Source organism: Polynucleobacter sp. IMCC 30228, from assembly GCF_021395205.1.
In the GTDB taxonomy this organism is placed as follows: domain Bacteria; phylum Pseudomonadota; class Gammaproteobacteria; order Burkholderiales; family Burkholderiaceae; genus Polynucleobacter.
The window spans coordinates 472,760-492,628 of the sequence record NZ_JAJVCS010000001.1 but is presented as its reverse complement, the minus strand read 5'-3'; the positions used below and the strand labels follow the sequence as shown (position 1 = coordinate 492,628).

The window sequence follows — 19,869 nt, the reverse complement described above, 5'->3', positions numbered from 1 at the left end:
AACTTCATTGACTTTGTGCCCTTTTCTCAATTTGTAGATTACCTGTTGGCATGCCAACTGGGTTGGCTAATTTAGTCTTACGTACCTGCGGATCTAATACAGCTACTGTTAAACCTGCATCCACGAGGTAGCGTTTTGCCACGGCTTGAACTTGCGCCGAAGTAACCGCTTGAACCTGTGCTAATAAACTATCTAATTCGCGCCATGAAACCCCAGCGATTTCTGCGCTGCCAATTTCCATTGCTTGACCAAAAATCGAGTCCCGCTTATAAATTTGATTCGCTAAGATACGTACTTTAATGCGCTTTAGCTCTGCTTCAGTAACGCCTTGGGTAATTAACTCTTGCAATACCTGTCGAATGCCCACTTGCACCTGAGCAATGGTTTTTCCTTTTGCTACAGTGGCGCTAATTTGAAATAACTGCGGTCCGCGTGAAATCAATTCGTAGCTTGCATCCACGCCATCTGCCAAACGTTGTTGTTTTACTAAGGCACGAGTTAAGCGGGCATTGTCATAGCCATCTAATACTCCCCCTAAAACCTCTAAGGCAAATGGCTCTATTTGGTCGGGCTTACTGGGGTCTAAATGGGGCACTTTCCATGCCATCGTAATCTGTGGGGTATCGGCCGGTGCCTGAACAAGGACATTTTTAATGCCAATTTGTATCGGTTCTATTTGAGGCTTACGTACGGGTAAAGTTTTTGCGGGATGTTGGCCGTAATACTGTTCAGCTAAAACGCGGACTTTAGCGGGGTCTACATCACCACTAATCACTACGATGGCATTATTGGGGGCATACCAATTGGTGTACCAATTGCGCGCATCCACTGCTTGCATGTTTTCTAAATCATTCATCCAGCCAATAACAGGGTGACGGTATGGCGAGCTCATAAAAGCAGTAGCCATTAAGGTCTCGTTCACAATGGCGTTGGCATTGTCTTCAGTTCGCAAACGCCTTTCTTCCATAATGACCTGAATTTCTTTTTTAAATTCGGCATCGTCAAAATTGAGATTGCTCATGCGATCTGCCTCAAGTTGCATGACGGTCGCTAATTTAGACTGTTCAACTTGTTGAAAATAGGCCGTGTAATCAAGCGAAGTAAACGCATTTTCACGACCGCCTACCGCTGCAACTAAACGGGAAAATTCTCCCGTCTTGACCTTATCTGTGCCCTTAAACATCATGTGCTCAAGCACATGGGCCACGCCGGTTTTACCATTCACTTCATCCATTGAGCCTGCGCGATACCACACCATATGAGCTACGGTAGGCGCCCGATGGTCTTCGCGCACAATGAGCCGCAAGCCGTTACTCAAGGTAAATTCATGGGTTTCTACACTGGGGGGCGTAGCTTGCGCCACAGAATATGGGCTAAACAGGAATAAAATGCAGACTAAATAAATTTTTGATACTAGGTAGCGCATCGATTAATTCACGATCCAAGAGATTAAATTGATAAGATGCATCTTTTAGATTGTATCGATTATGTTTGATTTACGTAAAACCCTTGGCGCTTTATTCAAAGCAAATCAGCCTGATGAAGCTTGGTTTTTGGCCCTGGAAGAAGCCTTGCTGCAAAGTGATGTGGGCTTGCCTACCACTGAAGCCCTGATGGTCGCTCTTCGACGCGCAGCTAAATTACAAAAAACGGCTTCTACAGCCGAACTTCAAGCTTTATTAATTCAATTGGTGGCCGAGCTACTCAAAACCTTAGAGCCGAACTCGAATCCCCTACTCACTTCGTCGTCTATTGCTCATCCTGAAGTTTGGTTAATTGTTGGGGTTAACGGCGCTGGAAAAACCACCACCATTGGCAAACTGTGCCATCACTTTCAAAACCAAGGTAAATCCATTCTCTTGGCGGCTGGCGATACCTTTCGGGCTGCCGCACGTCAGCAATTACAGGAGTGGGGTTTGCGTAATCACGTTGATGTTATTACCCAAGATGGCGCAGACGCAGCCGCAGTCGCTCATGATGCAATTCAGGCGGCGCTTTCTCGCCAGTCTGACGTTCTGCTGATTGATACGGCCGGACGACTTTCAACTCAAGATCACCTCATGGCCGAGCTGAAAAAAATTAAGCGGGTCATTGGTAAAATCTTACCTGGGGCACCGCACCATACGCTCTTAATTTTGGATGGCAATACGGGTCAAAATGGGCTTAGCCAGGTAAAGGCCTTTCATGCTGCGCTGGGCTTAAGCGATTTAATTATTACGAAGCTAGATGGAACGGCTAAAGGCGGGGTCATTTGTGCCTTAGCCCATTTATTGCAAGGCCCAGAAAAGCCCCGCCTCTTAGGGCTTGGTAAAGGCGAAAGCCTTGGCGATCTAGTGGTCTTTAACGCTGCTCACTATGCTGCTGAATTATTCAATTAAATCAAGTACTTATCATGATATTTTCAGGCTAGCACTCGCTTGCCAAGAGTGCTAAAATGGAGTATTATTGAAGGCTATATTCAAGTAACGATGAACTATAAAAAACGTACCACGCCGATTAGTGAAGCGCTGCAACCCATACCTCGGGTTGGCTCAAACTTTGCTGCTTTTTCTACCTTACCAACCCTGGGTGTTGGCACATTAGATGCCTATATAAGTTACGTTAATCGCTTGCCAATGTTAAGCGCTGCTGAAGAACTGCATTTATCCCAAGACTACCGTCGTACTGAAAATGTGGATGCCGCTCGTGGCTTAGTCTTATCTCACCTACGTTTAGTGGTTTCGGTGGCGCGCCAATATTTAGGCTATGGTATTCCCCACGCCGATTTAATTCAGGAAGGTAATGTGGGGCTGATGAAAGCGGTGAAGCGCTACGATCCTAATCAAGGTGCACGGCTGGTATCGTATGCCATTTACTGGATTAAAGCGGAGATCCACGAATATATTTTGAAAAATTGGCGCTTGGTAAAACTAGCCACAACCAAAGCGCAGCGTAAATTATTTTTTAATTTACGTAGCAATAAACCAACCCTCAATGCCTTGTCACCCAGCGAAATCGAAGCTCTAGCGAAGTCCCTTGACGTGCGGGGGGCAGATGTCAGAGAAATGGAAATGCGCTTAGCTGGTGGCGATGTCGCACTGGATGGCGACGATAAAGATGATGAAGCTTATGCACCTATTCAATGGCTTAGTGACGAACGTCATGAACCCACTGCCGTCATGGCTCAAGCTGAGACCCATGCCATGCAAGGGCCAAAACTAGAAAAGGCCTTGCAGGGCCTTGATGAACGCAGTCGGGATATTGTGCAAGCGCGTTGGTTGGCTGTTAATGCCGAGGGCAATGGCGCGAAAACGCTTCATGAGCTTGCAAATGAATATGGCATCTCTGCCGAACGGGTACGTCAAATTGAAGGTGCAGCATTAAAAAAAATGCGCACGCTATTGCAAGATCGTCTTTAAATCTTGGGCCAATACTTCAGGCCCTTGACCATGTTTAATATAAAGCCGTAGCTGTCCCTTTTGATCAAAGACATAACTGCCTGCAGTGTGATCGATGGTGTAAGTATTTGGGGATAAGCCCGGAACGCGTTTATAGTAAATTTTAAATTCTTTGGTGAGCCGATTTAAAGCGTCTTCATTGGCAGGCCGTAAACCGATAAAGCTTGGATTAAATGCAGGTACATACTGTTTTAATACCTCAGACGTATCACGCTCTGGGTCAAGTGTCACGAAAATCACTTGCACTTTAGCCGCTTGCGGACCCAATAATCTCATCACTTCTTGCATTTCAATTAAGGTCGTTGGACATACATCAGGGCAGTGAGTGTAACCAAAAAACATCACCACCGCCTTACCTTGAAAGTCGGCAAGTGTGCGGAGTTTACCGTCAGTATCGATTAAGCCGAAATTGGTACCGAATGCCTTACTACCCGTGATATCGACATTTTTAAAGGTCGGCTTTGAATCGCATGCTGCTAATACCCAAGCCAAGGAGAAAAATAAAATAATTCGAGTTATTGCGCGTAAGAAAATAAGCATGACAAATTTTAATTGATGTAGTGATCGACCAGGAACGCCGCAAATAATAATGTTAAATAGGTTATCGAATAACGAAAGGTTTTTTTCGCTAGCGCATCACTATAGGATACAAATAGCGCTATGGCATAAGCCATAAATATTCCGCCCAATCCGAGCGCCGCAATTAAATAAACCCAACCACTCATGCCATATAAATAAGGCAATACCGTAGCCGCTAGGAGAATCAAGGTATACAACAAAATATTAAGAACGGTAAAACGTTCGCCATGGGTTACTGGCAGCATTGGTAATCCAGACTGTACATATTCTTCGCGCCGATACAGCGCAAGTGCCCAAAAATGGGGGGGAGTCCAAACAAAAATAATCAATACGAGTAACCAGGCCTCAGCGGAAACAGAATTCGTTACTGCGGCCCACCCCAGTGCGGGTGGCATTGCACCGGATAGACCGCCAATAACAATATTTTGGGGGGTGGCTGGCTTTAACAGCCAAGTGTAAATGACTGCATAACCCACAAAAGTAGCGACCGTAAGCCACATGGTTAAAGGATTCGTGAAATTCCACAGCACAACCATTCCTAAAGAACCTAGCAAAATTGAAAAGACAATGATTTGATAAGGGGATAATTCACCTGTGGCAGAGGGGCGCCATGCCGTACGGCGCATTTTGGCATCAACTACTTGTTCAATTAAGCAATTAACTGCAAAGGCAGCTCCTGCCAATAACCAAATGCCAACTACGCCGCCAATTAATATGCGGTAAGGCACCATACCTGGAGTTGCTAAAAACATGCCAATCACCGCACAAAAAACGGCTAACTGCGTCACCCTAGGTTTGGTTAAAACCCAATATTGGCGCCACTTGGGCATTTTATATACTGGTTTCAAGTAGCCCTCACCCTGTTGCCACTAAACGCAAGTTGCGCGGAGACCAGCTAGCCCAATAGCTCATCCGCACTAAACACAATACCAAGCCGGCAGCCCCTGCGGTATGCATTAGTGCTGCTACTAAGGGCCATTGAAAAATAACATTGGAGATGCCTGTACCGATTTGGGTTAAGAGAATAATAAATAAAGCGCTCGCCCACCGAGCCAAGGGCGATTGGTGTAAACGCCCTAAATGCCAGCCCTGCCATGCCACCCAGCTTAAGATAATCAGGGCCAAAACCGCGAAGCATCGGTGTGCCCAATGAATCGCAACTAAGGTATCGGCTGTTATATAAGTACCATTACTACCCTGACCTGCCTCGCGCCAAAAAGTAAAGCCGCCTTGCCAGTCCATGGGTGGTAGCCAAGCGCCCTTACAAAGAGGAAAATCGGGGCAGGCTAAGACCGCATAATTAGTACTAACCCAAGCCCCTAAAAAAATTTGGGTTAAGAGTATTACTAAGCCCAACACAATGAGTTTCATGGACATGATGGAGTGCCGCCGCGACTGCTGCCATTGCCAATGTGGCCAAGGTTGTTGTGCATACCAGACCAAAGAACCAAAAAAAATTAGCGCTAAGATTAAATGGCTAGTAACAATAATCGGCTGTAATTTAAAGGTTACGGTCCAGGCACCGAATGCTCCTTGCAAGCTGATTAATAATAACAAGCCAAGACTAGCGTAAATAGCATGGCTACTTAAATTGTGACGCTGCCGAAAAGCCAAAAATAATTGCAAGAAAATAAGTGCCCCTAGGCTCATGGCAAGATAGCGATGAATCATTTCGATCCAGGCTTTTATTACTGTTACTGGGCCATCAGGATGAGCAGCTTCTGCTAAACGAATTTCAGCTAAGGCTGTCAAAGGGTTCGACGTGCCATAACACCCAGGCCAATCTGGACATCCTAAACCAGAATCACTTAAGCGTGTAAAGGCACCAAAGATAATTAAATCAAAAGTTAAAAAAACCAAGGCCCAATTTAAGCGCTGAAAATGACCCCATTTACGCTGGTACAACAAAATTGCAGCAGGTAGGCCGGCAAAAAATAAGGCAATCAATCCTAACTCTAAGCAAAGGATGACGGTGTCACTCATCGTAAACTTTCGCCGCTATGGTTAAGCCGCAATAATTTATCTAAATCTTTTCGAATCGCGGCAAAATCAGCTGGCGATGCTTCCGCAGGAAACCACATCATCTTATCGCCTCGGGGGTCAATGAGTTGAATTTGCTGACCGGCATTTTCACGATTTAACCATTGATCCCATTGCGCTTTAAGGGCTGGTGAAGTGGGTGCGTTGAAAATTTGCATGCCTGCCGAAGCTTGATCATAGGCGCGTCGAATTTCTGGATCAACTGGTTTGTCATCACTCACTACCCATATCAAGCGTAGGCGAGAACTTTCTTTGCTCAAGGCGATGCGAACTTGGCGCATCAGATATAAGGTTTTCACGCAAGCATCATTACCGACTCGACACTCTGCTGCTGGACGAACTACTAATAAAGTCCACTTGCCAGTTAAGGGAATCCCCAGCCAGTCTGAGCTAACTGCTTGAGGCGGGATAACAAAGGTACCAAAATTCGTTTTTCCACCCTCTAGTTTAAAAACGTAGTAGGCTAAATAAGAGGCAATAACGGGTGCCGCACAAAACAATAAAAGCAAAATCATTTGAATCCGGCCACGTCGGGTCTGCGGATTAGGTCCCGGCAACTCGACTTGCGTTGCCGGTATCAACAATTCCTTATCGTTCACTAGAGCCTTTGTTCATTTGACTGATCTGCCGCTGCTGCATTAAGCCATGAATCAACCAAAATAGAAACGCGCATAAGCCTAAGGCAAACCACTGAAAAGCATAAGCATAATGGCGTTCAACTCCTGCTGCTTGCGGTGCCCAGTTGCGCACTAAACCATCGTTTTGCGCTTGCTCTGCTTGCCGCAAAATAAAGGGTAGCTGATTCCATTGCTGCTCTGCTTGTATGGCGGCAAGATCGAGATTTTGCTGAATGCGGACTTGATCTTTGGGTAAGGCGGCTGCAGCTCCAGACTGGGCAGCTAAATCGAGCACTCGATCGGCATAAGGAAATACGGTGCCCTCGATTTCCACCAGATTGCTAGGGGTTTGCACCGGCGGTAATTGTGTGCGTTCTGCTGCATTCCGTGGCACCCAACCCCGATTAATCCAAACTATATTTGGCTGTGCGCCCTCTAGCCGCATTGGCATTAGCAAATAAAAGCCTGACTGTCCGTTTGCCGCTTGGCCCCCGTTTGGGCGTGGACGATTATCTAGCCAAATTGCTTGGTCTGGCAGAAAGCGTCCTAAGGCACGCATCCGGCGGTGGTTTGCTTCAGCAAGAGTCCAGTGCTTAGCACTGGCATCTAGCACGGGTAATTGTTCTTGCAATTGCAAATTGAGCGCTAGCTGGGTTTTTTGAGCTGCGCGTTGCATTTGCCAAGCCCCTAAAGCGCATGCTAAGGTGACTACAAAAAGCATTGCCACCGTGGCAACGATGCGCCGCTTTACTAAACGCTCAAATATATTCAATGGTAGGATTCTATTATGAAATGGATTATCTTACTTGCTCTTATTCTGATCATCTCGAGCCTAGGCTCGGCCCTATACTTCATGATGAAAGACAAGGGAGGTAGCGCACGAATGGTTCGCTCGCTAGCGCTGCGCATTGGTTTATCCATTGCCCTCTTTGCCGGCATTTGGCTAGCCCACTCCCTGGGCTATATCCAGGCCACGGGAATTAAAATTGGGCAGTAATTAAAACGGTTTACATCCAATACACGACGATATATAGCCCGAGCCATACCACATCAACAAAGTGCCAGTACCATGAGGCACCTTCAAAAGCAAAATGATTTTCAGGGGTGAAATCTCCTCGTATCGTGCGGCGTAATACTACCGCCAACATCAGCGCGCCTAACATCACATGGAAACCATGAAATCCAGTGAGCATAAAAAACGTGGAGCCATAAATACCGGAAGTTAATTTAAGCCCTAGCTCGTGGTAAGCGTGAATATATTCATAAGCTTGAAAACCAATGAAAATAAATCCTAGTAATACCGTTGCAAAGAGAGAATAAATAGCTTGCTTCCGATTGCCTTCTTGCATCGCATGGTGAGCCCAAGTTACCGTAACGCCAGAGCTAAGCAATAAAGCCGTATTGATCGTTGGAATGGGCCATGGGCCCATCGTTTGAAACTGGGGAATTAAACCCGCTGGACCGTCATTGGGCCACACTGCAGAAAAATCAGGCCAAAGTAATTTACTTTCAACATCGCCTAACCAAGGAAGACTAATATTGCGGGCATAAAATAAGGCCGAAAAGAAAGCCGCAAAAAACATAATTTCTGAAAAAATAAACCAGGCCATTGACCAGCGATAAGAGATGTCAACGTTAATGCCATTTTTTCCTGCATTCGACTCGGCAATGGTGTCGCCAAACCAGTTATACAAGACAAATAAAACCCATAAAACGCTGCCTAAGACCACCATGCTAGCCCAAGCAGACTGATTAACCCAGGCTGCCATACCGCCGCCAAAACCAAGCAAACCAATGCTTAGAAGAACGGGATAGCGCGAAGGATTGGGTACGAAATAATATGGCACGGAATTAGACGACATGGTCTGCTCTCTGGGTAATCAAAAAAAATTAAGAATGGCTAACAACGGCTCTCACAATCAAGAGGAGGGTACCCATGAAAATCATGGCCCCCAAAACCCCTGCAATCACGATATGGACAAAACTTAAAGACGCTACATCTTCCTGCAACCCCGATTTTTTTCGGACTCCCAGAAAGGCCCAAAAAACAGCGCGCATCGATTGCCAGAAGCTGCTATTTTTTTTCATCTTAAATTAACGCCTTGGTTGGTGGCGGAGCTACTGCCTTTTGACCCGCATTAATTTCAAAAAACGTATAGGACAAGGTGATGGTTTTAACATCTCTTGGCAAACCCCGATCAACTACAAATACTACTGGTAATTCTTTTGCCTGATGCGGTCCCAGGGTTTGCTGTTGAAAACAAAAACATTCTAATTTGGTAAAGTACTCAGTCGCAATTTTGGGTGAATAGCTTGGAATCGCTTGCGCCATGATGGGGCGATCAAAATTATTTACCACCTCATACATAATTTGAATCATTTCACCGGGATGCACTTCAAGGTAATTTTTGATTGGCTTAAAAGTAAAAGGGCCGCGACTATTGGAATCAAATTCTACGGTTATTGTGCGTGAGTAATCGATTTGTGTGTTGCTTGATTTATTGGGCCGAAAAGCGCGCGTTCCATAATCGTTTTTATTGGTTAGTACATTAATACCCGTCACCTCACAGAGGGCTTGATACATTGGCACCAAGGCATACCCAAAACCAAACATCAACACCACTACCAATATTAGCTTTACTAATATTTGACGATTGAGGTTAGGAAGATGGGTTGGCATTTGGGCGAGAGCTGTAATTAAGCCAAGACAACTCTTTTCAACACAATTCCCAAGAAAAAGACTAGGGCAATGCTCGCAAGAATATAGGCCAAGCGCTTGTTATGGTTAGCTTGATTAGGCTTATTCACGCAGTTTGCTCTATCTGGCTTAATCGTTAATGGGCATGGGCAGGCGTATTACTTGGATGCATCGGGGCATCAAAATCAACCTGTGGTGGCGTTTCAAAAGTATGGAAAGGTGCAGGTGATGGAATCGTCCATTCCAAGCCTTTAGCGCCATCCCAAGGGCAATCGGATGCTTTTACACCCTGACCTCGGTATGCTGGCAAAACTACAAAAAGCAGGAAGTACACCTGCATCACCCCAAAGCCTAACGCACTGATTGAAGCAATCATATTGAAATCGGCAAACTGGGTGGGGTAATCTGCATAACGCCGTGGCATACCTGCTAAGCCTAAAAAATGCATGGGGAAAAAAGTGAGATTGAAAAAAATTAAGGAGCCCCAGAAGTGAATTTTGCCGCGAAACTCATTGGCCATGCGACCAGTCCATTTTGGGCACCAGAAGTAAAAACCGGCAAACATGGCAAATAATGATCCAGCTACTAAGACGTAATGGAAATGGGCCACCACGTAATAGGTGTCTTGCAAACCAATATCGATTGGTGCCATTGCCAAAATCAGGCCGGTGAAACCGCCCATCGTAAAGACGAAAATAAAGCCAATTGCCCAGAGCATGGGGGTTTCAAATGTCATTGAACCGCGCCACATCGTAGCGACCCAGTTAAAAATTTTCACGCCCGTCGGTACTGCAATTAACATCGTGGCATACATAAAAAAGAGTTGGCCCGTAACTGGCATGCCAGTGGTAAACATATGGTGCGCCCAAACGATAAAAGACAATATCGCAATCGATGAGGTGGCATAAACCATCGAGCTATAACCAAATAAAGTTTTACGCGAGAAAGCGGGCACGATTTCTGAAATGATGCCAAAGGCAGGCAAAATCATGATGTAAACCTCAGGATGTCCAAAGAACCAAAAAATATGTTGGAACATCACTGGATCACCACCGCCTACTGCAGAGAAAAAAGTGGTGCCAAAATGGCGGTCGGTTAAGACCATCGTAATTACCCCCGCCAATACTGGCATGACAGCAATTAATAAATAAGCAGTAATGAGCCAAGTCCAGCAAAACATCGGCATCTTCATCATCGTCATGCCTGGCGCACGCATATTAAGGACCGTGACGATAATGTTAATTGAACCCATGATGGAAGATGCGCCCAATAAATGAATGGCAAAAATCGCCATATCCATACCTGGACCCATTTGCAAGCTTAAGGGCGCATAGAGAGTCCAGCCACCAGCAGGGGCGCCCCCTGGGACTAAAAAAGAACCAAAGAGCAACATTGCTGCAACTGGCAAAATCCAAAAACTTAAATTATTCATCCGCGCAAATGCCATATCGGCAGCGCCAATTTGCAAGGGGATCATCCAGTTAGCGAAGCCCACAAACGCCGGCATAATCGCCCCAAATACCATGACCAAACCGTGCATAGTCGTTAATTGATTAAAAAATTCAGGACGAAAATACTGTAAACCCGGCTGGAATAATTCTAAGCGAATGCCTAAGGCCATGACACCACCAGCCAATAAGCTGACAAATGAAAAAATTAAATACATCGTACCGATGTCTTTATGATTGGTTGCAAATAACCAGCGGCGCCAGCCGTGCGGCTGATCGTGGGCATGATCATGATCGTGGACGCTATCGTGGGTAGTAGATATAGTGCTCATAGATGACTCTCTTAAGATCGATTAAATTAATAATGAATAGGTCGAAGGTATTATTTGCTCGCCGTACGTGCCGTAATAAAATCTTGGGTTTGTATCACGTCACCGGATTTATTACCCCAGGTGTTGCGCGTATAGGTCATTACCGCCGCCAACTCACCATCGGATAGCACCCCGCTCCACTTGGGCATAGCATTTTTTCCATTTAGCAAAATTTGATATTGGCCCTCTTTAGGGCCCAGCACTACTTTGCTACCGACCAATGCAGGAAAGGCCCCCGCACCAGCGCCATTAGCCTGGTGACAGGCAGCACAGTTCGCAGCATAGACTTTCGCGCCCCGTTCTTTTTGCTCTTCCATGGTGTAGGTTTTGGTTGGATCGTCTGCATTACCGGCCATTTCTTTTTTCTTAGCATCGACCCATTTGCTGTAGTCCTCAGCCGAAACGACTTTAACGACAATTGGCATAAAGGCATGTTGGGCACCGCATAACTCAGAGCATTGCCCCCGAAAGGTACCGATTTTTTCCGCTTTAAACCAGGTATCTCGCACGAAGCCTGGAATGGCATCTTGTTTAACACCAAATGCGGGTACGGCCCATGCATGAATCACATCATTTGCAGTGGTAATAATACGAATTTTTTTATTGACCGGCACCACCATTTCATTGTCCACTTCCATTAAATAGGTCAGTGACTTTGGTTCTAGGTTATTTACTTGAGCTCGAGGTGTCGAGAGAGTTGACACAAAGCTAATGCCCTCACCTTCGCCCTTAATGTAATCGTAGCCCCACTTCCATTGATAACCTGTGGTTTTAATGGTGATATCGGAATTGGTCGTGTCTTTCATCGCTACTACCGTTTTAGTAGCAGGCAAGGCCATGGCAATGACGATAATTAAAGGGATGACTGTCCAAATAATTTCAACTGTAGTGCTTTCATGAAACGAGGCAGCTTTAGCACCCTTAGATTTACGGTGCTTCAAAATGGAATAGAACATCACGCCAAATACACCAACAAAAATAATTGCGCAAATGACGATCATGAACCAATTGAGCCAATGAATTTCCGCCATGATTTTGGTTGCTGGCGCAGGGAAGTCGAGTTGATTGACTTTTGGACCGCCGGGCATATCACCATTAGCTGCCTGAACTACCGGTGTTACAGCGATAGCTACTAACGCTCCTAAGTAAAACCAAACCTTTAAGGCTTTTGCAAATAAATTCATTTCATTCTCTATTTGTTGTGCTGCACAATTTACACCCCTAATAGCACTTATTAATGCAAAAAATGCAATTGAATCTTGCTATCTAGCCCTAGATTATAGGTTTAAATAAGGCGGCGTGAATGTGCCCAAGTAGGATTTAACTTACATGATGACATATCTTATATTGATAGTAAGCGCTCACATTTAAATTAATCCTTAGCCCTCTTTGTTTGAATTTGGTCGGGACTAATAAACGTTTGGTGATTCTGGGTTTTTGATAGGTGCTTATTCACTACCCAGGCGTGTCCATAAATAATTTCTAAAGTTATTTTTTTAGGTAAAAGTGCCTCATTCCCCTGCCAGTTTTGTAGATTGATGGGGTGGGCCAACAACCCTAAAGCATAGGCATCGTGCAACATTAACTGCGCTGACTCGTATTGCAAATCGAGGTACTCCATATCCATCACTGGATCAGCAAACCCTTGCTCAATTAAAGCATCGCCTAAATCATGCATATCCCAAGCACTAGGGAGAGATTGAAAGCCTAATTGGGTTTTCATCTCACCGTCAAGCGCACGTAATTCCTTACCAGTATCGGGGCCCAAATAACTCAAACTAAGTAAGCCACCTTCGCGCAATAGACGCCAAAATTCAGTCAACATGGTTTTAGGATTATTTCGTTCATGCAGCCATAAATTACTCCAAACTAATTCACACGAATTGGGGGCGGCTGCAAAAGTGACCGTATTCGCCTCTTGGTTTAAGCTCAACTTCTTACTGCCACCACTTCGCCATGACAAAAACCAACGAGTCAAATGCAATTGAATGCGCTCGATTGCTAATAAATTGGGTCGGCTATAAAAAAAAATGCGTGCCTCAGGAAAGCGTTTCGCCAGCCAACGGGAATGGTCACCTGGATAATCGGGCGCAATCAAAATAGCGCGGGGCTTAATCTTTACGATTTCCATTTTCTGGAACATGCGTAAAGCAATTTCGGTATAAAGCCATCTTAAGCTATGGGTCATGTACTCAGTATACTCAGCGCCCCATGAGTCATTTTCAGCGATTAATTAGCGCTTTACTTCCAAGCTGTTGCATTTTGTGTAATCGCTCGCAGGCAGCAACAATCTGTATCTCCTGTATGCAACAGTTGCAAGAACAGCGACGGCAGGGGCAATTAGCTTGTCTTTGTTGTGGCATTGAGTTGCTCGAAGCAGTAGACAAATCGACTACGCCTGAAGGGCAACGTTGTCGTGAGTGCATTGTCACACCACCGTTTTTTGACATGAGTTTTTGTCTGGCGTCATACGAAGGGCAATTAAAAACTGCTGTGCATCAGTTGAAATACCAGCGACGGCTTGCCTATGCTACTGGGCTCGCTCACCTATGGAATAGTTTGATGACCCTACACTTAGATAAATTACCCCCTTGCTACCTTTTGCCTGTTCCCCTAAGCCGTCAAAAATTGGCTGAGCGCGGCTTTAACCAATGCTGGGAAATTGCCAAACATTTGACTTTACCTAAACATCTTAAAGTGCTGCCGCATGCCTTGCGTCGACGCCATTCCCTATCGAATCAAATCTCTGCTGGCCGGCAGGTACGTCAACAGGCTTTAAATGGTTTGTTTTATTTTGAACCCCGTTATGCGGACCTTCTAGCGCGGCAAACCGTTATTGTGTTCGATGACGTCATGACTACGGGATCAACGTTGAATGCAATTGCTAAAGTCTTGAAGGACCATGGCGTATATCATGTGCTCAACTGGGTTTTATTACGCACGCCGAGGCAATTGACTGATGTTTAATGTGGTGCTCTTTGAGCCTGAAATTCCGCCCAATACGGGAAATATCATTCGTCTTTGCGCTAATACCGGTGCGCATCTACACCTCATTGAGCCGCTCGGCTTTCCTCTTGAGGATGCTAAGCTACGACGTGCTGGGCTCGATTATCATGAGTACGCTAGCTTAGCCGTTTATCCGAACTGGCCAGCCTTCTTAGTCGCGAACAATCCCCCATTGCAGCGCCTTTTTTTAATGACCACCAAAAGTCAGTGTAAGTTTTATGAAGCACAACTTCTGCCACACGACTATTTTGTTTTTGGCTCTGAAACTAAAGGCGTGAGCGCGGAGGTTCGAGCTAGCGTGCCAGTCGACAATCAGGTTTGCTTGCCCATGCAAGCAAACAGTCGCAGCCTCAATCTATCAAACGCCGTAGCCATAGTGGTTTATGAAGCGTGGCGCCAAATACACTTTAAAAACAGTATTTAAAACTCAATGCTCGGGTTTGGCATCACGTCCCATCAGCCCTTGCAATGCGACCGCCAAGGTTTGCTTGCCCAACAATACGTCACTCACATTACTGGTAATGGGCATTTCAACATTAAGGCGCTCAGCCAAGCTTACAATCGCTGATGCACATAAAACACCTTCTGCTACGTGCCCAAGCTCAGCCAAAATAGCTGGCAAAGATTTTCCTTCAGCTAACAACAAACCGACTCGCCGATTACGGGATAAATCACCTGTTGCGGTCAAAATTAAATCACCTACGCCTGTTAGGCCCATGCAAGTTTCTGGCTGACCTCCTGCCGCTTTTACTAAACGCATCATTTCGGCTAAGCCACGCGTTAATAATGCTGCACGGGCATTTAGGCCTAAGCCAAGCCCATCACCAATACCCGCTGCAATCGCAATCACATTTTTTACTGCGCCACCAAGCTCAACACCAATTAAATCTTCGCTAGCATAAATTCGCACATGGTCGTGATGAAATACCTTTTGCACCTGGGTACATAAGCTTTTTGATGTGCTGGCAATGGTAAGAGCGCAAGGCAAACCTAGGGCCATTTCGCCCGCGAAGCTCGGACCCGTCAACGATCCATAAGTATGTGTAATACCGCGTCCATGCACTTGCAACTCTCGGGCCACCAATTGATGCGGTAGTAACGCTGTTGTGGGTTCAAGCCCCTTGCATAACCATACGATCTGCAAAGGACTAGAGGCTATTGCTGCTATGCGCTGCACTGATTCAGCTAGGCCACTGATAGGCGTAGCAATGACAATTAAATCCTCTGGTCCCAGTCGCTGTATCGCCGATTCAAAATCATCACTGATGGTAATGGCTTTAGATAATGCGACCCCAGGCAAGTGAGAGCGATTTTCTTGATGCTGACGAAGAGCCTGAGCCTGGGTAGCACTTCTGGTCCATAAGCAGACTGCCCCGGCAGACAAGTATCGGGCCGCTTGCACAGCGATGGCGGTACCCCAAGCACCAGCTCCAATGACAGTTAGCTTCATAAGCTTAACTTCAAAAGGAATTAGTTGGGGAGAATAATTTTGCTCTTTTCGGCATCGACATTACTCGCAGCAGCGCCTTTTTCCGCTTCAGTTGTTTGGGCTAAACGTTGCTCGTACATAGCATGAAAATTAATCTCCGCCAAATGAATTGCTTGGAACCCTGCACGACTCACAATATCGGCAATATTGGAACGTAAATAGGGGTACAAAATGGTTGGGCAGGCGATGGCTAACATCGGCTCAACTTGCTCAGGGGGAATATTTTTAAATTCAAAAATGCCCGCCTGTTTTGCTTCTATTAAAAATAGTGTCTTGCCTTCTACGCGAGCCGTAATCGTGCCCGATAACATGACTTCAAATAACTCATCACTTAAGCGCGCAATTCCTATATCGACCTCAACTTGCATTTGTGGTTCAGCCTGTACCAACAAAATTGCGGGGGTGTTTGGCTGTTCAAGCGATAGATCTTTCAAATAAATGCGCTGAATTTGAAAAGAGGGTTCAGTCGAGTTTTGTTCGCTCATATTATGTATTCCGTTTGTTTAATTATTTCAATAAGTCATCAAGTTCGCCAGCTCGATCGAGGGCTACTAAATCATCATAGCCACCGACATGTCGTTCGCCAATAAAAATTTGTGGCACTGTGCGTCGACCGGTTCGTGACATCATTTCATCGCGTTGCAGAGCGTCAACATCAATCAAAATTTTTTGTAATTGATGAACCCCTTTTTTTTGTAATAGCTTTTCTGCCATGACGCAATATGGGCAAACTTGAGTGCTATACATGATTACTGGCGACATGGCTTTTACCTTAATTCCTTACTTGACTAAAGGTAAATTAGCCGTTTGCCAGGCTTTTAATCCACCATCGAGCAAACCAACTTCAGCAAAGCCCATTTTTCTCAATTGCTGAGCAGCCCTACGTGATTCATTACCGTTTTGACATACCAAGATGAGCGGTAATTTACGATCTAATTTCAGCCGCTCGAGATCGCTTGAAAGCTTGCTAAAGGGTAGGCTTTTGGAATTGGGCAGGTGCCCTGCCTGAAAATCAGCTGGGGCCCTTAAATCGAGTACTACCGCCTTACGCCGATTAATCCAGGTGGTTGCTTCAGCTACAGAAAGCCCAACCCCACTGATTAAAGTCGAGATAGTAGGCATCAATAGCGCCAAGCCTGCGGCCGCCATCACGCCGATAAGTGCTAAATTGTCGGTTTGCATTAAAAAGTTCATCGCTTGATTATAGAATGGCTCTATGAAACAACTTGTCCTTATTCGCCACGGGGAGTCTGCTTGGAACCTGGAAAACCGTTTTACTGGCTGGGTGGATGTTGACCTAACCCCTAATGGCATCGACCAAGCACTTGCTGCTGGAAATGCGCTAAAGCAGGCAGGTTATGAGTTTGATATTGCCTACACCTCAGTTTTACGCCGCGCCATTCGGACTTTATGGCAAGTACAAGATGCCATGGATCTGATGTGGCTGCCAACCGTGCATAGCTGGCGGCTAAACGAGCGCCATTACGGCGCACTAACTGGGCTTAATAAAGCTGAAACCGCAACCCAATATGGGGCTGAACAAGTGCATATTTGGCGGCGCTCTTTTGCTACTCGACCGCCTTTATTAGCGCTCGAAGATGAACGTAGCTCCCATCTCGATGTGCGTTATCGCAAGCTCGATCCCAAGGAAATTCCACAGGGCGAGTGCCTGCAAGATACCATTGCACGGGTTTTGCCTTTGTGGCATGAATCGATTGCGCCGGCCCTGAAGTTGGGCAAACGGGTGTTACTAGTTGCTCATGGCAATAGCATCCGCGCCTTAATGAAGCACCTCGATAACATATCTGCTGAAGCCATCATGGAGCTCAATATCCCCAATGGCAAGCCGATTGTGTATGAGCTAAATGATGACTTGCAAGCACTACAACATTTTTATATAGAGTAGAGCAAAATAGATGCTCTATTTCAACCGCACGCCTCTTACTAGACTGATTTCCTAAACCAAACTATGCGCCGTTTATTTAAAAATCTTGCCCTTATTCTAATTGGACTTATCGCAGGTATTGCCGCCACGATTCAGCTCTCGGCAACTGCTCAACAAAATACTGCCTTACCACTCGACGAGTTGCGCACCCTGTCAAATGTATTTGCACAAATTAAACGTGAATATGTCGAGCCCATTGAAGATAAACAACTATTAACAGATGCCGTAAAAGGAATGGTTAGTAGTCTTGATCCGCATTCATCTTATTTGGATAAAAAAGATTTTTCTGAAATGCAAGAGCAAACTACCGGCAAATTTGCCGGCCTAGGTATTGAAATCACCTCAGAGGATGGTTTGGTAAAGGTACTTAACCCCATTGAAGATAGTCCTGCTGCCCGTGCCGGTCTGCAGGCAGGTGATTTAATCACTCGCCTTGATGACAAACCCGTGCGCGGTATGACTTTAGATAAAGCGGTGCGCACCATGCGTGGCGCACCTGGCACCAAAATTACCTTGACAGTGTTTCGTAAAAGTGAAGACCGTACTTTTCCAGTTACCATCACGCGGGCAGAAATTAAAGTGCAGTCGGTTAAAACTAAAATTTTAGATAACGATATTGCCTGGGTTCGAGTCACCAGCTTTCAAGAGCGTACTGTGCCTGATTTAGCTAAACGCTTAACTGAACTGAGTATTCAAGACCCTAAATTAAAAGGCTTAATTCTCGACTTACGAAATAACGGTGGGGGCCTATTGCAAGGGGCTGTAGGGGTTGCTGCTGCATTCTTGCCTGCAGGTGCAGTGATTGTTTCAACCAAAGGTCAGGCAGCAGATTCAAAGCAAATTTTTAATGCGACTCCAGATACGTATAAGCTCAATGAAGCCTCCGATCCCCTAGCTACAGTGCCTGCGATGTTTAAAAAATTACCCATGGTTGTATTGGTGAATGCTTACTCAGCTTCCGCTTCAGAAATTGTTGCGGGTGCTTTACAAGATTACAAACGCGCTACTATTATTGGCAAGACTAGTTTTGGTAAAGGTTCGGTACAAACGGTACGTCCCTTAAGCAATGATTCTGCCTTAAAAATTACCACGGCTTATTACTACACCCCGAATGGTCGCTCAATTCAGGGCTTTGGTATTAAGCCCGATATTCCGGTTGATCAAAATAAAGATGGTGATCCAGACGATGTTTTAATTACCCGCGAAGTAGATAGTGAAAAACATTTGCGCAATAAACAATCATCAGAGGATGCCTTAATTAAAGATCGTGAAAAACGTCGCCTTGAAGAAATGCAACGCATTGAAGAAAAAAATGCCACTAAAACACCTGCTGAACGCGACAAAGATAAATTGAAAAAACCCACCGAATTAGGTAGTAGTGACGATTTTATGTTGCAACAGGCTTTAGCCTTTCTAAATGGCAAATCGGTAATTCGTTCGTCTTCCAAGCTCGAATAAGCCCCCCACTTTATTAGCATGAACGACGAGCAGTTACTGCGTTATTCGCGCCACCTTCTACTAGAAGAAATTGATATTGAGGGCCAAGAAAAACTCTTGGCAGCGCATGTACTGGTAATTGGGGCGGGCGGCCTGGGCTCTGCTGCTGCTCCTTACTTAGTCGCTGCTGGCATTGGCCGCATTTCCTTAATTGACCCCGACACGGTAGAGCTTAGCAACCTGCAGCGCCAAGTAATGCATACCCAAGATCAAATTGGTAAGCTGAAGGTTGCTTCTGGCAAAGCGTTTTTAAGTCGTCTGAATAGCGACACAATTATTGAAACCTATGCTGAAAAAGCAACTCCATCTTGGCTGGCGCGAATACTGCCAGAGGTTGATGTAGTGCTCGATTGCACGGATCAATTCGCTACGCGCCAACAAATTAATCAAGCGTGTTTTGCGCATCACGTACCCTTAGTTTCTGGCTCTGCTTTAGGCTTTGATGCGCAAGTTAGCGTCTTTGATTTTCAAAATCCCCAGTCACCTTGCTATGCCTGTATCTTTCCTCCCGATAGCAATCCAAGCGAAACTAACTGTGCCACCATGGGTGTTTTTTCACCATTGGTTGGCATTATTGGTAGCTTGCAGGCCGCTCAAGCGCTCCAACTATTAATCGGCTTTGGTCAGCCTTTAGTTGGCCGTCTACTGCTATGGAATGCCTTGAATACTCGCATTGACGAAGTGCAAGTAAGTAAAAATGGTGCTTGCCCCGTGTGCGTTTTACCGAATTTAATTTAGCTCA

General features: G+C 45.6%; 25 protein-coding genes. 8 read left to right on the top strand and 17 right to left on the bottom strand.

Annotation, left to right across the window (positions count from 1 at the left end; translation table 11 throughout):
- Positions 1 to 4: 4 nt before the first annotated feature.
- Positions 5 to 1,363, bottom strand: a complete 1,359-nt coding sequence (locus LZT21_RS02655) for a pitrilysin family protein (RefSeq protein ID WP_233989179.1) — start codon at positions 1,361 to 1,363, stop codon at positions 5 to 7.
- A gap of 124 nt (positions 1,364 to 1,487) precedes the next feature.
- Between LZT21_RS02655 and ftsY the strand changes: the two genes are divergently transcribed.
- Both ftsY and rpoH read left to right on the top strand, forming a co-directional pair.
- Positions 1,488 to 2,378: a signal recognition particle-docking protein FtsY gene (gene ftsY, locus LZT21_RS02650; protein WP_233924503.1), complete on the top strand. Its 891-nt coding sequence runs from the start codon at positions 1,488 to 1,490 to the stop codon at positions 2,376 to 2,378.
- Between the two features lie 90 nt (positions 2,379 to 2,468).
- Entirely contained in the window at positions 2,469 to 3,398 is a 930-nt protein-coding gene (gene rpoH, locus LZT21_RS02645; protein WP_233934748.1) for an RNA polymerase sigma factor RpoH, read from the top strand.
- Here rpoH and LZT21_RS02640 read toward each other — a convergent pair.
- The 5 genes from LZT21_RS02640 to LZT21_RS02620 are packed head-to-tail and all read right to left on the bottom strand — an operon-like array spanning position 3,378 to position 7,445.
- A complete protein-coding gene (locus LZT21_RS02640; RefSeq protein WP_233924501.1) occupies positions 3,378 to 3,977 on the bottom strand; it encodes an SCO family protein in 600 nt (199 codons plus the stop codon). The two genes, rpoH and LZT21_RS02640, sit on opposite strands and share 21 nt — an antisense overlap.
- An 8-nt stretch (positions 3,978 to 3,985) precedes the next feature.
- The gene (cyoE, locus tag LZT21_RS02635) at positions 3,986 to 4,846 is read right to left on the bottom strand and encodes a heme o synthase (RefSeq protein ID WP_233924499.1); all 861 of its coding nucleotides are present in this window, start codon (positions 4,844 to 4,846) and stop codon (positions 3,986 to 3,988) included.
- Positions 4,847 to 4,871: 25 nt separating this feature from the next.
- Positions 4,872 to 5,999, bottom strand: a complete 1,128-nt coding sequence (locus LZT21_RS02630) for a heme A synthase (protein WP_233924498.1) — start codon at positions 5,997 to 5,999, stop codon at positions 4,872 to 4,874.
- Positions 5,996 to 6,655 carry a hypothetical protein gene (locus LZT21_RS02625; protein WP_233924497.1) on the bottom strand — a complete coding sequence of 220 codons (660 nt, stop codon included), beginning with the start codon at positions 6,653 to 6,655 and terminating at the stop codon, positions 5,996 to 5,998. The genes LZT21_RS02630 and LZT21_RS02625 overlap by 4 nt, the downstream gene beginning before the upstream one ends.
- Complete coding sequence (locus LZT21_RS02620) at positions 6,645 to 7,445, bottom strand: SURF1 family protein (RefSeq protein ID WP_233989177.1); 801 nt, start codon at positions 7,443 to 7,445, stop codon at positions 6,645 to 6,647. Before LZT21_RS02620 ends, LZT21_RS02625 begins: the two co-directional genes overlap by 11 nt.
- Before the next feature lie 15 nt (positions 7,446 to 7,460).
- On the opposite strand from LZT21_RS02620, the gene LZT21_RS02615 reads away from it, so the two are divergent.
- Positions 7,461 to 7,670 carry a twin transmembrane helix small protein gene (locus LZT21_RS02615; RefSeq protein ID WP_233934752.1) on the top strand — a complete coding sequence of 70 codons (210 nt, stop codon included), beginning with the start codon at positions 7,461 to 7,463 and terminating at the stop codon, positions 7,668 to 7,670.
- A gap of 10 nt (positions 7,671 to 7,680) precedes the next feature.
- Here the strand turns inward: LZT21_RS02615 and LZT21_RS02610 are convergent, their stop codons facing one another.
- The 7 genes from LZT21_RS02610 to LZT21_RS02580 all read right to left on the bottom strand — a co-directional run bounded on the left by LZT21_RS02610 (position 7,681) and on the right by LZT21_RS02580 (position 13,378).
- A complete protein-coding gene (locus LZT21_RS02610; protein ID WP_233924494.1) occupies positions 7,681 to 8,535 on the bottom strand; it encodes a cytochrome c oxidase subunit 3 in 855 nt (284 codons plus the stop codon).
- A gap of 28 nt (positions 8,536 to 8,563) precedes the next feature.
- The gene (locus LZT21_RS02605) at positions 8,564 to 8,761 is read right to left on the bottom strand and encodes a DUF2970 domain-containing protein (protein WP_233924493.1); all 198 of its coding nucleotides are present in this window, start codon (positions 8,759 to 8,761) and stop codon (positions 8,564 to 8,566) included.
- Between the two features lies 1 nt (position 8,762).
- The gene (locus LZT21_RS02600; protein WP_233924492.1) at positions 8,763 to 9,353 is read right to left on the bottom strand and encodes a cytochrome c oxidase assembly protein; all 591 of its coding nucleotides are present in this window, start codon (positions 9,351 to 9,353) and stop codon (positions 8,763 to 8,765) included.
- Positions 9,354 to 9,370: 17 nt separating this feature from the next.
- Positions 9,371 to 9,481 (bottom strand): cytochrome oxidase small assembly protein, encoded by a 111-nt coding sequence (locus LZT21_RS02595; protein ID WP_233924491.1) that lies wholly within the window; start codon positions 9,479 to 9,481, stop codon positions 9,371 to 9,373.
- A 26-nt stretch (positions 9,482 to 9,507) separates the two neighbouring features.
- Positions 9,508 to 11,151 carry a cytochrome c oxidase subunit I gene (gene ctaD, locus LZT21_RS02590; RefSeq protein ID WP_233924490.1) on the bottom strand — a complete coding sequence of 548 codons (1,644 nt, stop codon included), beginning with the start codon at positions 11,149 to 11,151 and terminating at the stop codon, positions 9,508 to 9,510.
- A gap of 50 nt (positions 11,152 to 11,201) precedes the next feature.
- Positions 11,202 to 12,278, bottom strand: a complete 1,077-nt coding sequence (gene coxB, locus LZT21_RS02585) for a cytochrome c oxidase subunit II (RefSeq protein ID WP_233924664.1) — start codon at positions 12,276 to 12,278, stop codon at positions 11,202 to 11,204.
- A gap of 284 nt (positions 12,279 to 12,562) precedes the next feature.
- Positions 12,563 to 13,378, bottom strand: a complete 816-nt coding sequence (locus LZT21_RS02580; RefSeq protein ID WP_233989176.1) for a methyltransferase domain-containing protein — start codon at positions 13,376 to 13,378, stop codon at positions 12,563 to 12,565.
- Between the two features lie 23 nt (positions 13,379 to 13,401).
- Here LZT21_RS02580 and LZT21_RS02575 point away from each other — a divergent pair, with 23 nt between their 5' ends.
- Complete coding sequence (locus LZT21_RS02575) at positions 13,402 to 14,157, top strand: ComF family protein (protein WP_233924486.1); 756 nt, start codon at positions 13,402 to 13,404, stop codon at positions 14,155 to 14,157.
- The gene (locus LZT21_RS02570; RefSeq protein ID WP_233924485.1) at positions 14,150 to 14,620 is read left to right on the top strand and encodes a tRNA (cytidine(34)-2'-O)-methyltransferase; all 471 of its coding nucleotides are present in this window, start codon (positions 14,150 to 14,152) and stop codon (positions 14,618 to 14,620) included. The genes LZT21_RS02575 and LZT21_RS02570 overlap by 8 nt, the downstream gene beginning before the upstream one ends.
- Positions 14,621 to 14,623: 3 nt before the next feature.
- On the opposite strand, the gene LZT21_RS02565 is transcribed toward LZT21_RS02570, so the two are convergent.
- The 4 genes from LZT21_RS02565 to LZT21_RS02550 are packed head-to-tail and all read right to left on the bottom strand — an operon-like array spanning position 14,624 to position 16,867.
- Positions 14,624 to 15,646 (bottom strand): NAD(P)H-dependent glycerol-3-phosphate dehydrogenase, encoded by a 1,023-nt coding sequence (locus LZT21_RS02565; RefSeq protein ID WP_233924483.1) that lies wholly within the window; start codon positions 15,644 to 15,646, stop codon positions 14,624 to 14,626.
- 20 nt (positions 15,647 to 15,666) lie between these two features.
- Complete coding sequence (gene secB / locus LZT21_RS02560) at positions 15,667 to 16,170, bottom strand: protein-export chaperone SecB (RefSeq protein WP_233924481.1); 504 nt, start codon at positions 16,168 to 16,170, stop codon at positions 15,667 to 15,669.
- A 22-nt stretch (positions 16,171 to 16,192) separates the two neighbouring features.
- Positions 16,193 to 16,447, bottom strand: a complete 255-nt coding sequence (grxC, locus tag LZT21_RS02555) for a glutaredoxin 3 (protein ID WP_233924480.1) — start codon at positions 16,445 to 16,447, stop codon at positions 16,193 to 16,195.
- Positions 16,448 to 16,465: 18 nt separating this feature from the next.
- Positions 16,466 to 16,867, bottom strand: a complete 402-nt coding sequence (locus LZT21_RS02550; RefSeq protein WP_233989175.1) for a rhodanese-like domain-containing protein — start codon at positions 16,865 to 16,867, stop codon at positions 16,466 to 16,468.
- A gap of 34 nt (positions 16,868 to 16,901) precedes the next feature.
- Between LZT21_RS02550 and gpmA the strand changes: the two genes are divergently transcribed.
- The 3 genes from gpmA (at position 16,902) to LZT21_RS02535 (ending at position 19,865) form a co-directional block, all read left to right on the top strand.
- The gene (gene gpmA / locus LZT21_RS02545; RefSeq protein ID WP_233924477.1) at positions 16,902 to 17,591 is read left to right on the top strand and encodes a 2,3-diphosphoglycerate-dependent phosphoglycerate mutase; all 690 of its coding nucleotides are present in this window, start codon (positions 16,902 to 16,904) and stop codon (positions 17,589 to 17,591) included.
- 63 nt (positions 17,592 to 17,654) lie between these two features.
- Positions 17,655 to 19,088: a S41 family peptidase gene (locus LZT21_RS02540; RefSeq protein ID WP_233924475.1), complete on the top strand. Its 1,434-nt coding sequence runs from the start codon at positions 17,655 to 17,657 to the stop codon at positions 19,086 to 19,088.
- An 18-nt stretch (positions 19,089 to 19,106) separates the two neighbouring features.
- Entirely contained in the window at positions 19,107 to 19,865 is a 759-nt protein-coding gene (locus LZT21_RS02535) for a molybdopterin-synthase adenylyltransferase MoeB (protein WP_233924474.1), read from the top strand.
- The last annotated feature ends 4 nt before the right edge of the window (positions 19,866 to 19,869 follow it).

What these genes read in the sequence shown, in the direction of transcription:
- LZT21_RS02565 (WP_233924483.1), bottom strand. Translation starts at nt 15,646, where the DNA reads ATGAAGCTAACTGTCATTGGAGCTGGTGCTTGGGGTACCGCCATCGCT.
- LZT21_RS02640 (WP_233924501.1), bottom strand. Translation starts at nt 3,977, where the DNA reads ATGCTTATTTTCTTACGCGCAATAACTCGAATTATTTTATTTTTCTCC.
- LZT21_RS02605 (WP_233924493.1), bottom strand. Translation starts at nt 8,761, where the DNA reads ATGAAAAAAAATAGCAGCTTCTGGCAATCGATGCGCGCTGTTTTTTGG.
- grxC (WP_233924480.1), bottom strand. Translation starts at nt 16,447, where the DNA reads ATGTCGCCAGTAATCATGTATAGCACTCAAGTTTGCCCATATTGCGTC.
- ctaD (WP_233924490.1), bottom strand. Translation starts at nt 11,151, where the DNA reads ATGAGCACTATATCTACTACCCACGATAGCGTCCACGATCATGATCAT.
- LZT21_RS02570 (WP_233924485.1), top strand. Translation starts at nt 14,150, where the DNA reads ATGTTTAATGTGGTGCTCTTTGAGCCTGAAATTCCGCCCAATACGGGA.
- gpmA (WP_233924477.1), top strand. Translation starts at nt 16,902, where the DNA reads ATGAAACAACTTGTCCTTATTCGCCACGGGGAGTCTGCTTGGAACCTG.
- LZT21_RS02535 (WP_233924474.1), top strand. Translation starts at nt 19,107, where the DNA reads ATGAACGACGAGCAGTTACTGCGTTATTCGCGCCACCTTCTACTAGAA.
- LZT21_RS02540 (WP_233924475.1), top strand. Translation starts at nt 17,655, where the DNA reads ATGCGCCGTTTATTTAAAAATCTTGCCCTTATTCTAATTGGACTTATC.
- LZT21_RS02630 (WP_233924498.1), bottom strand. Translation starts at nt 5,999, where the DNA reads ATGAGTGACACCGTCATCCTTTGCTTAGAGTTAGGATTGATTGCCTTA.
- cyoE (WP_233924499.1), bottom strand. Translation starts at nt 4,846, where the DNA reads ATGCCCAAGTGGCGCCAATATTGGGTTTTAACCAAACCTAGGGTGACG.
- ftsY (WP_233924503.1), top strand. Translation starts at nt 1,488, where the DNA reads ATGTTTGATTTACGTAAAACCCTTGGCGCTTTATTCAAAGCAAATCAG.
- LZT21_RS02580 (WP_233989176.1), bottom strand. Translation starts at nt 13,378, where the DNA reads ATGACCCATAGCTTAAGATGGCTTTATACCGAAATTGCTTTACGCATG.
- LZT21_RS02600 (WP_233924492.1), bottom strand. Translation starts at nt 9,353, where the DNA reads ATGCCAACCCATCTTCCTAACCTCAATCGTCAAATATTAGTAAAGCTA.
- coxB (WP_233924664.1), bottom strand. Translation starts at nt 12,278, where the DNA reads ATGCCCGGCGGTCCAAAAGTCAATCAACTCGACTTCCCTGCGCCAGCA.
- secB (WP_233924481.1), bottom strand. Translation starts at nt 16,170, where the DNA reads ATGAGCGAACAAAACTCGACTGAACCCTCTTTTCAAATTCAGCGCATT.
- LZT21_RS02575 (WP_233924486.1), top strand. Translation starts at nt 13,402, where the DNA reads ATGAGTCATTTTCAGCGATTAATTAGCGCTTTACTTCCAAGCTGTTGC.
- LZT21_RS02615 (WP_233934752.1), top strand. Translation starts at nt 7,461, where the DNA reads ATGAAATGGATTATCTTACTTGCTCTTATTCTGATCATCTCGAGCCTA.
- LZT21_RS02550 (WP_233989175.1), bottom strand. Translation starts at nt 16,867, where the DNA reads ATGCAAACCGACAATTTAGCACTTATCGGCGTGATGGCGGCCGCAGGC.
- LZT21_RS02610 (WP_233924494.1), bottom strand. Translation starts at nt 8,535, where the DNA reads ATGTCGTCTAATTCCGTGCCATATTATTTCGTACCCAATCCTTCGCGC.
- rpoH (WP_233934748.1), top strand. Translation starts at nt 2,469, where the DNA reads ATGAACTATAAAAAACGTACCACGCCGATTAGTGAAGCGCTGCAACCC.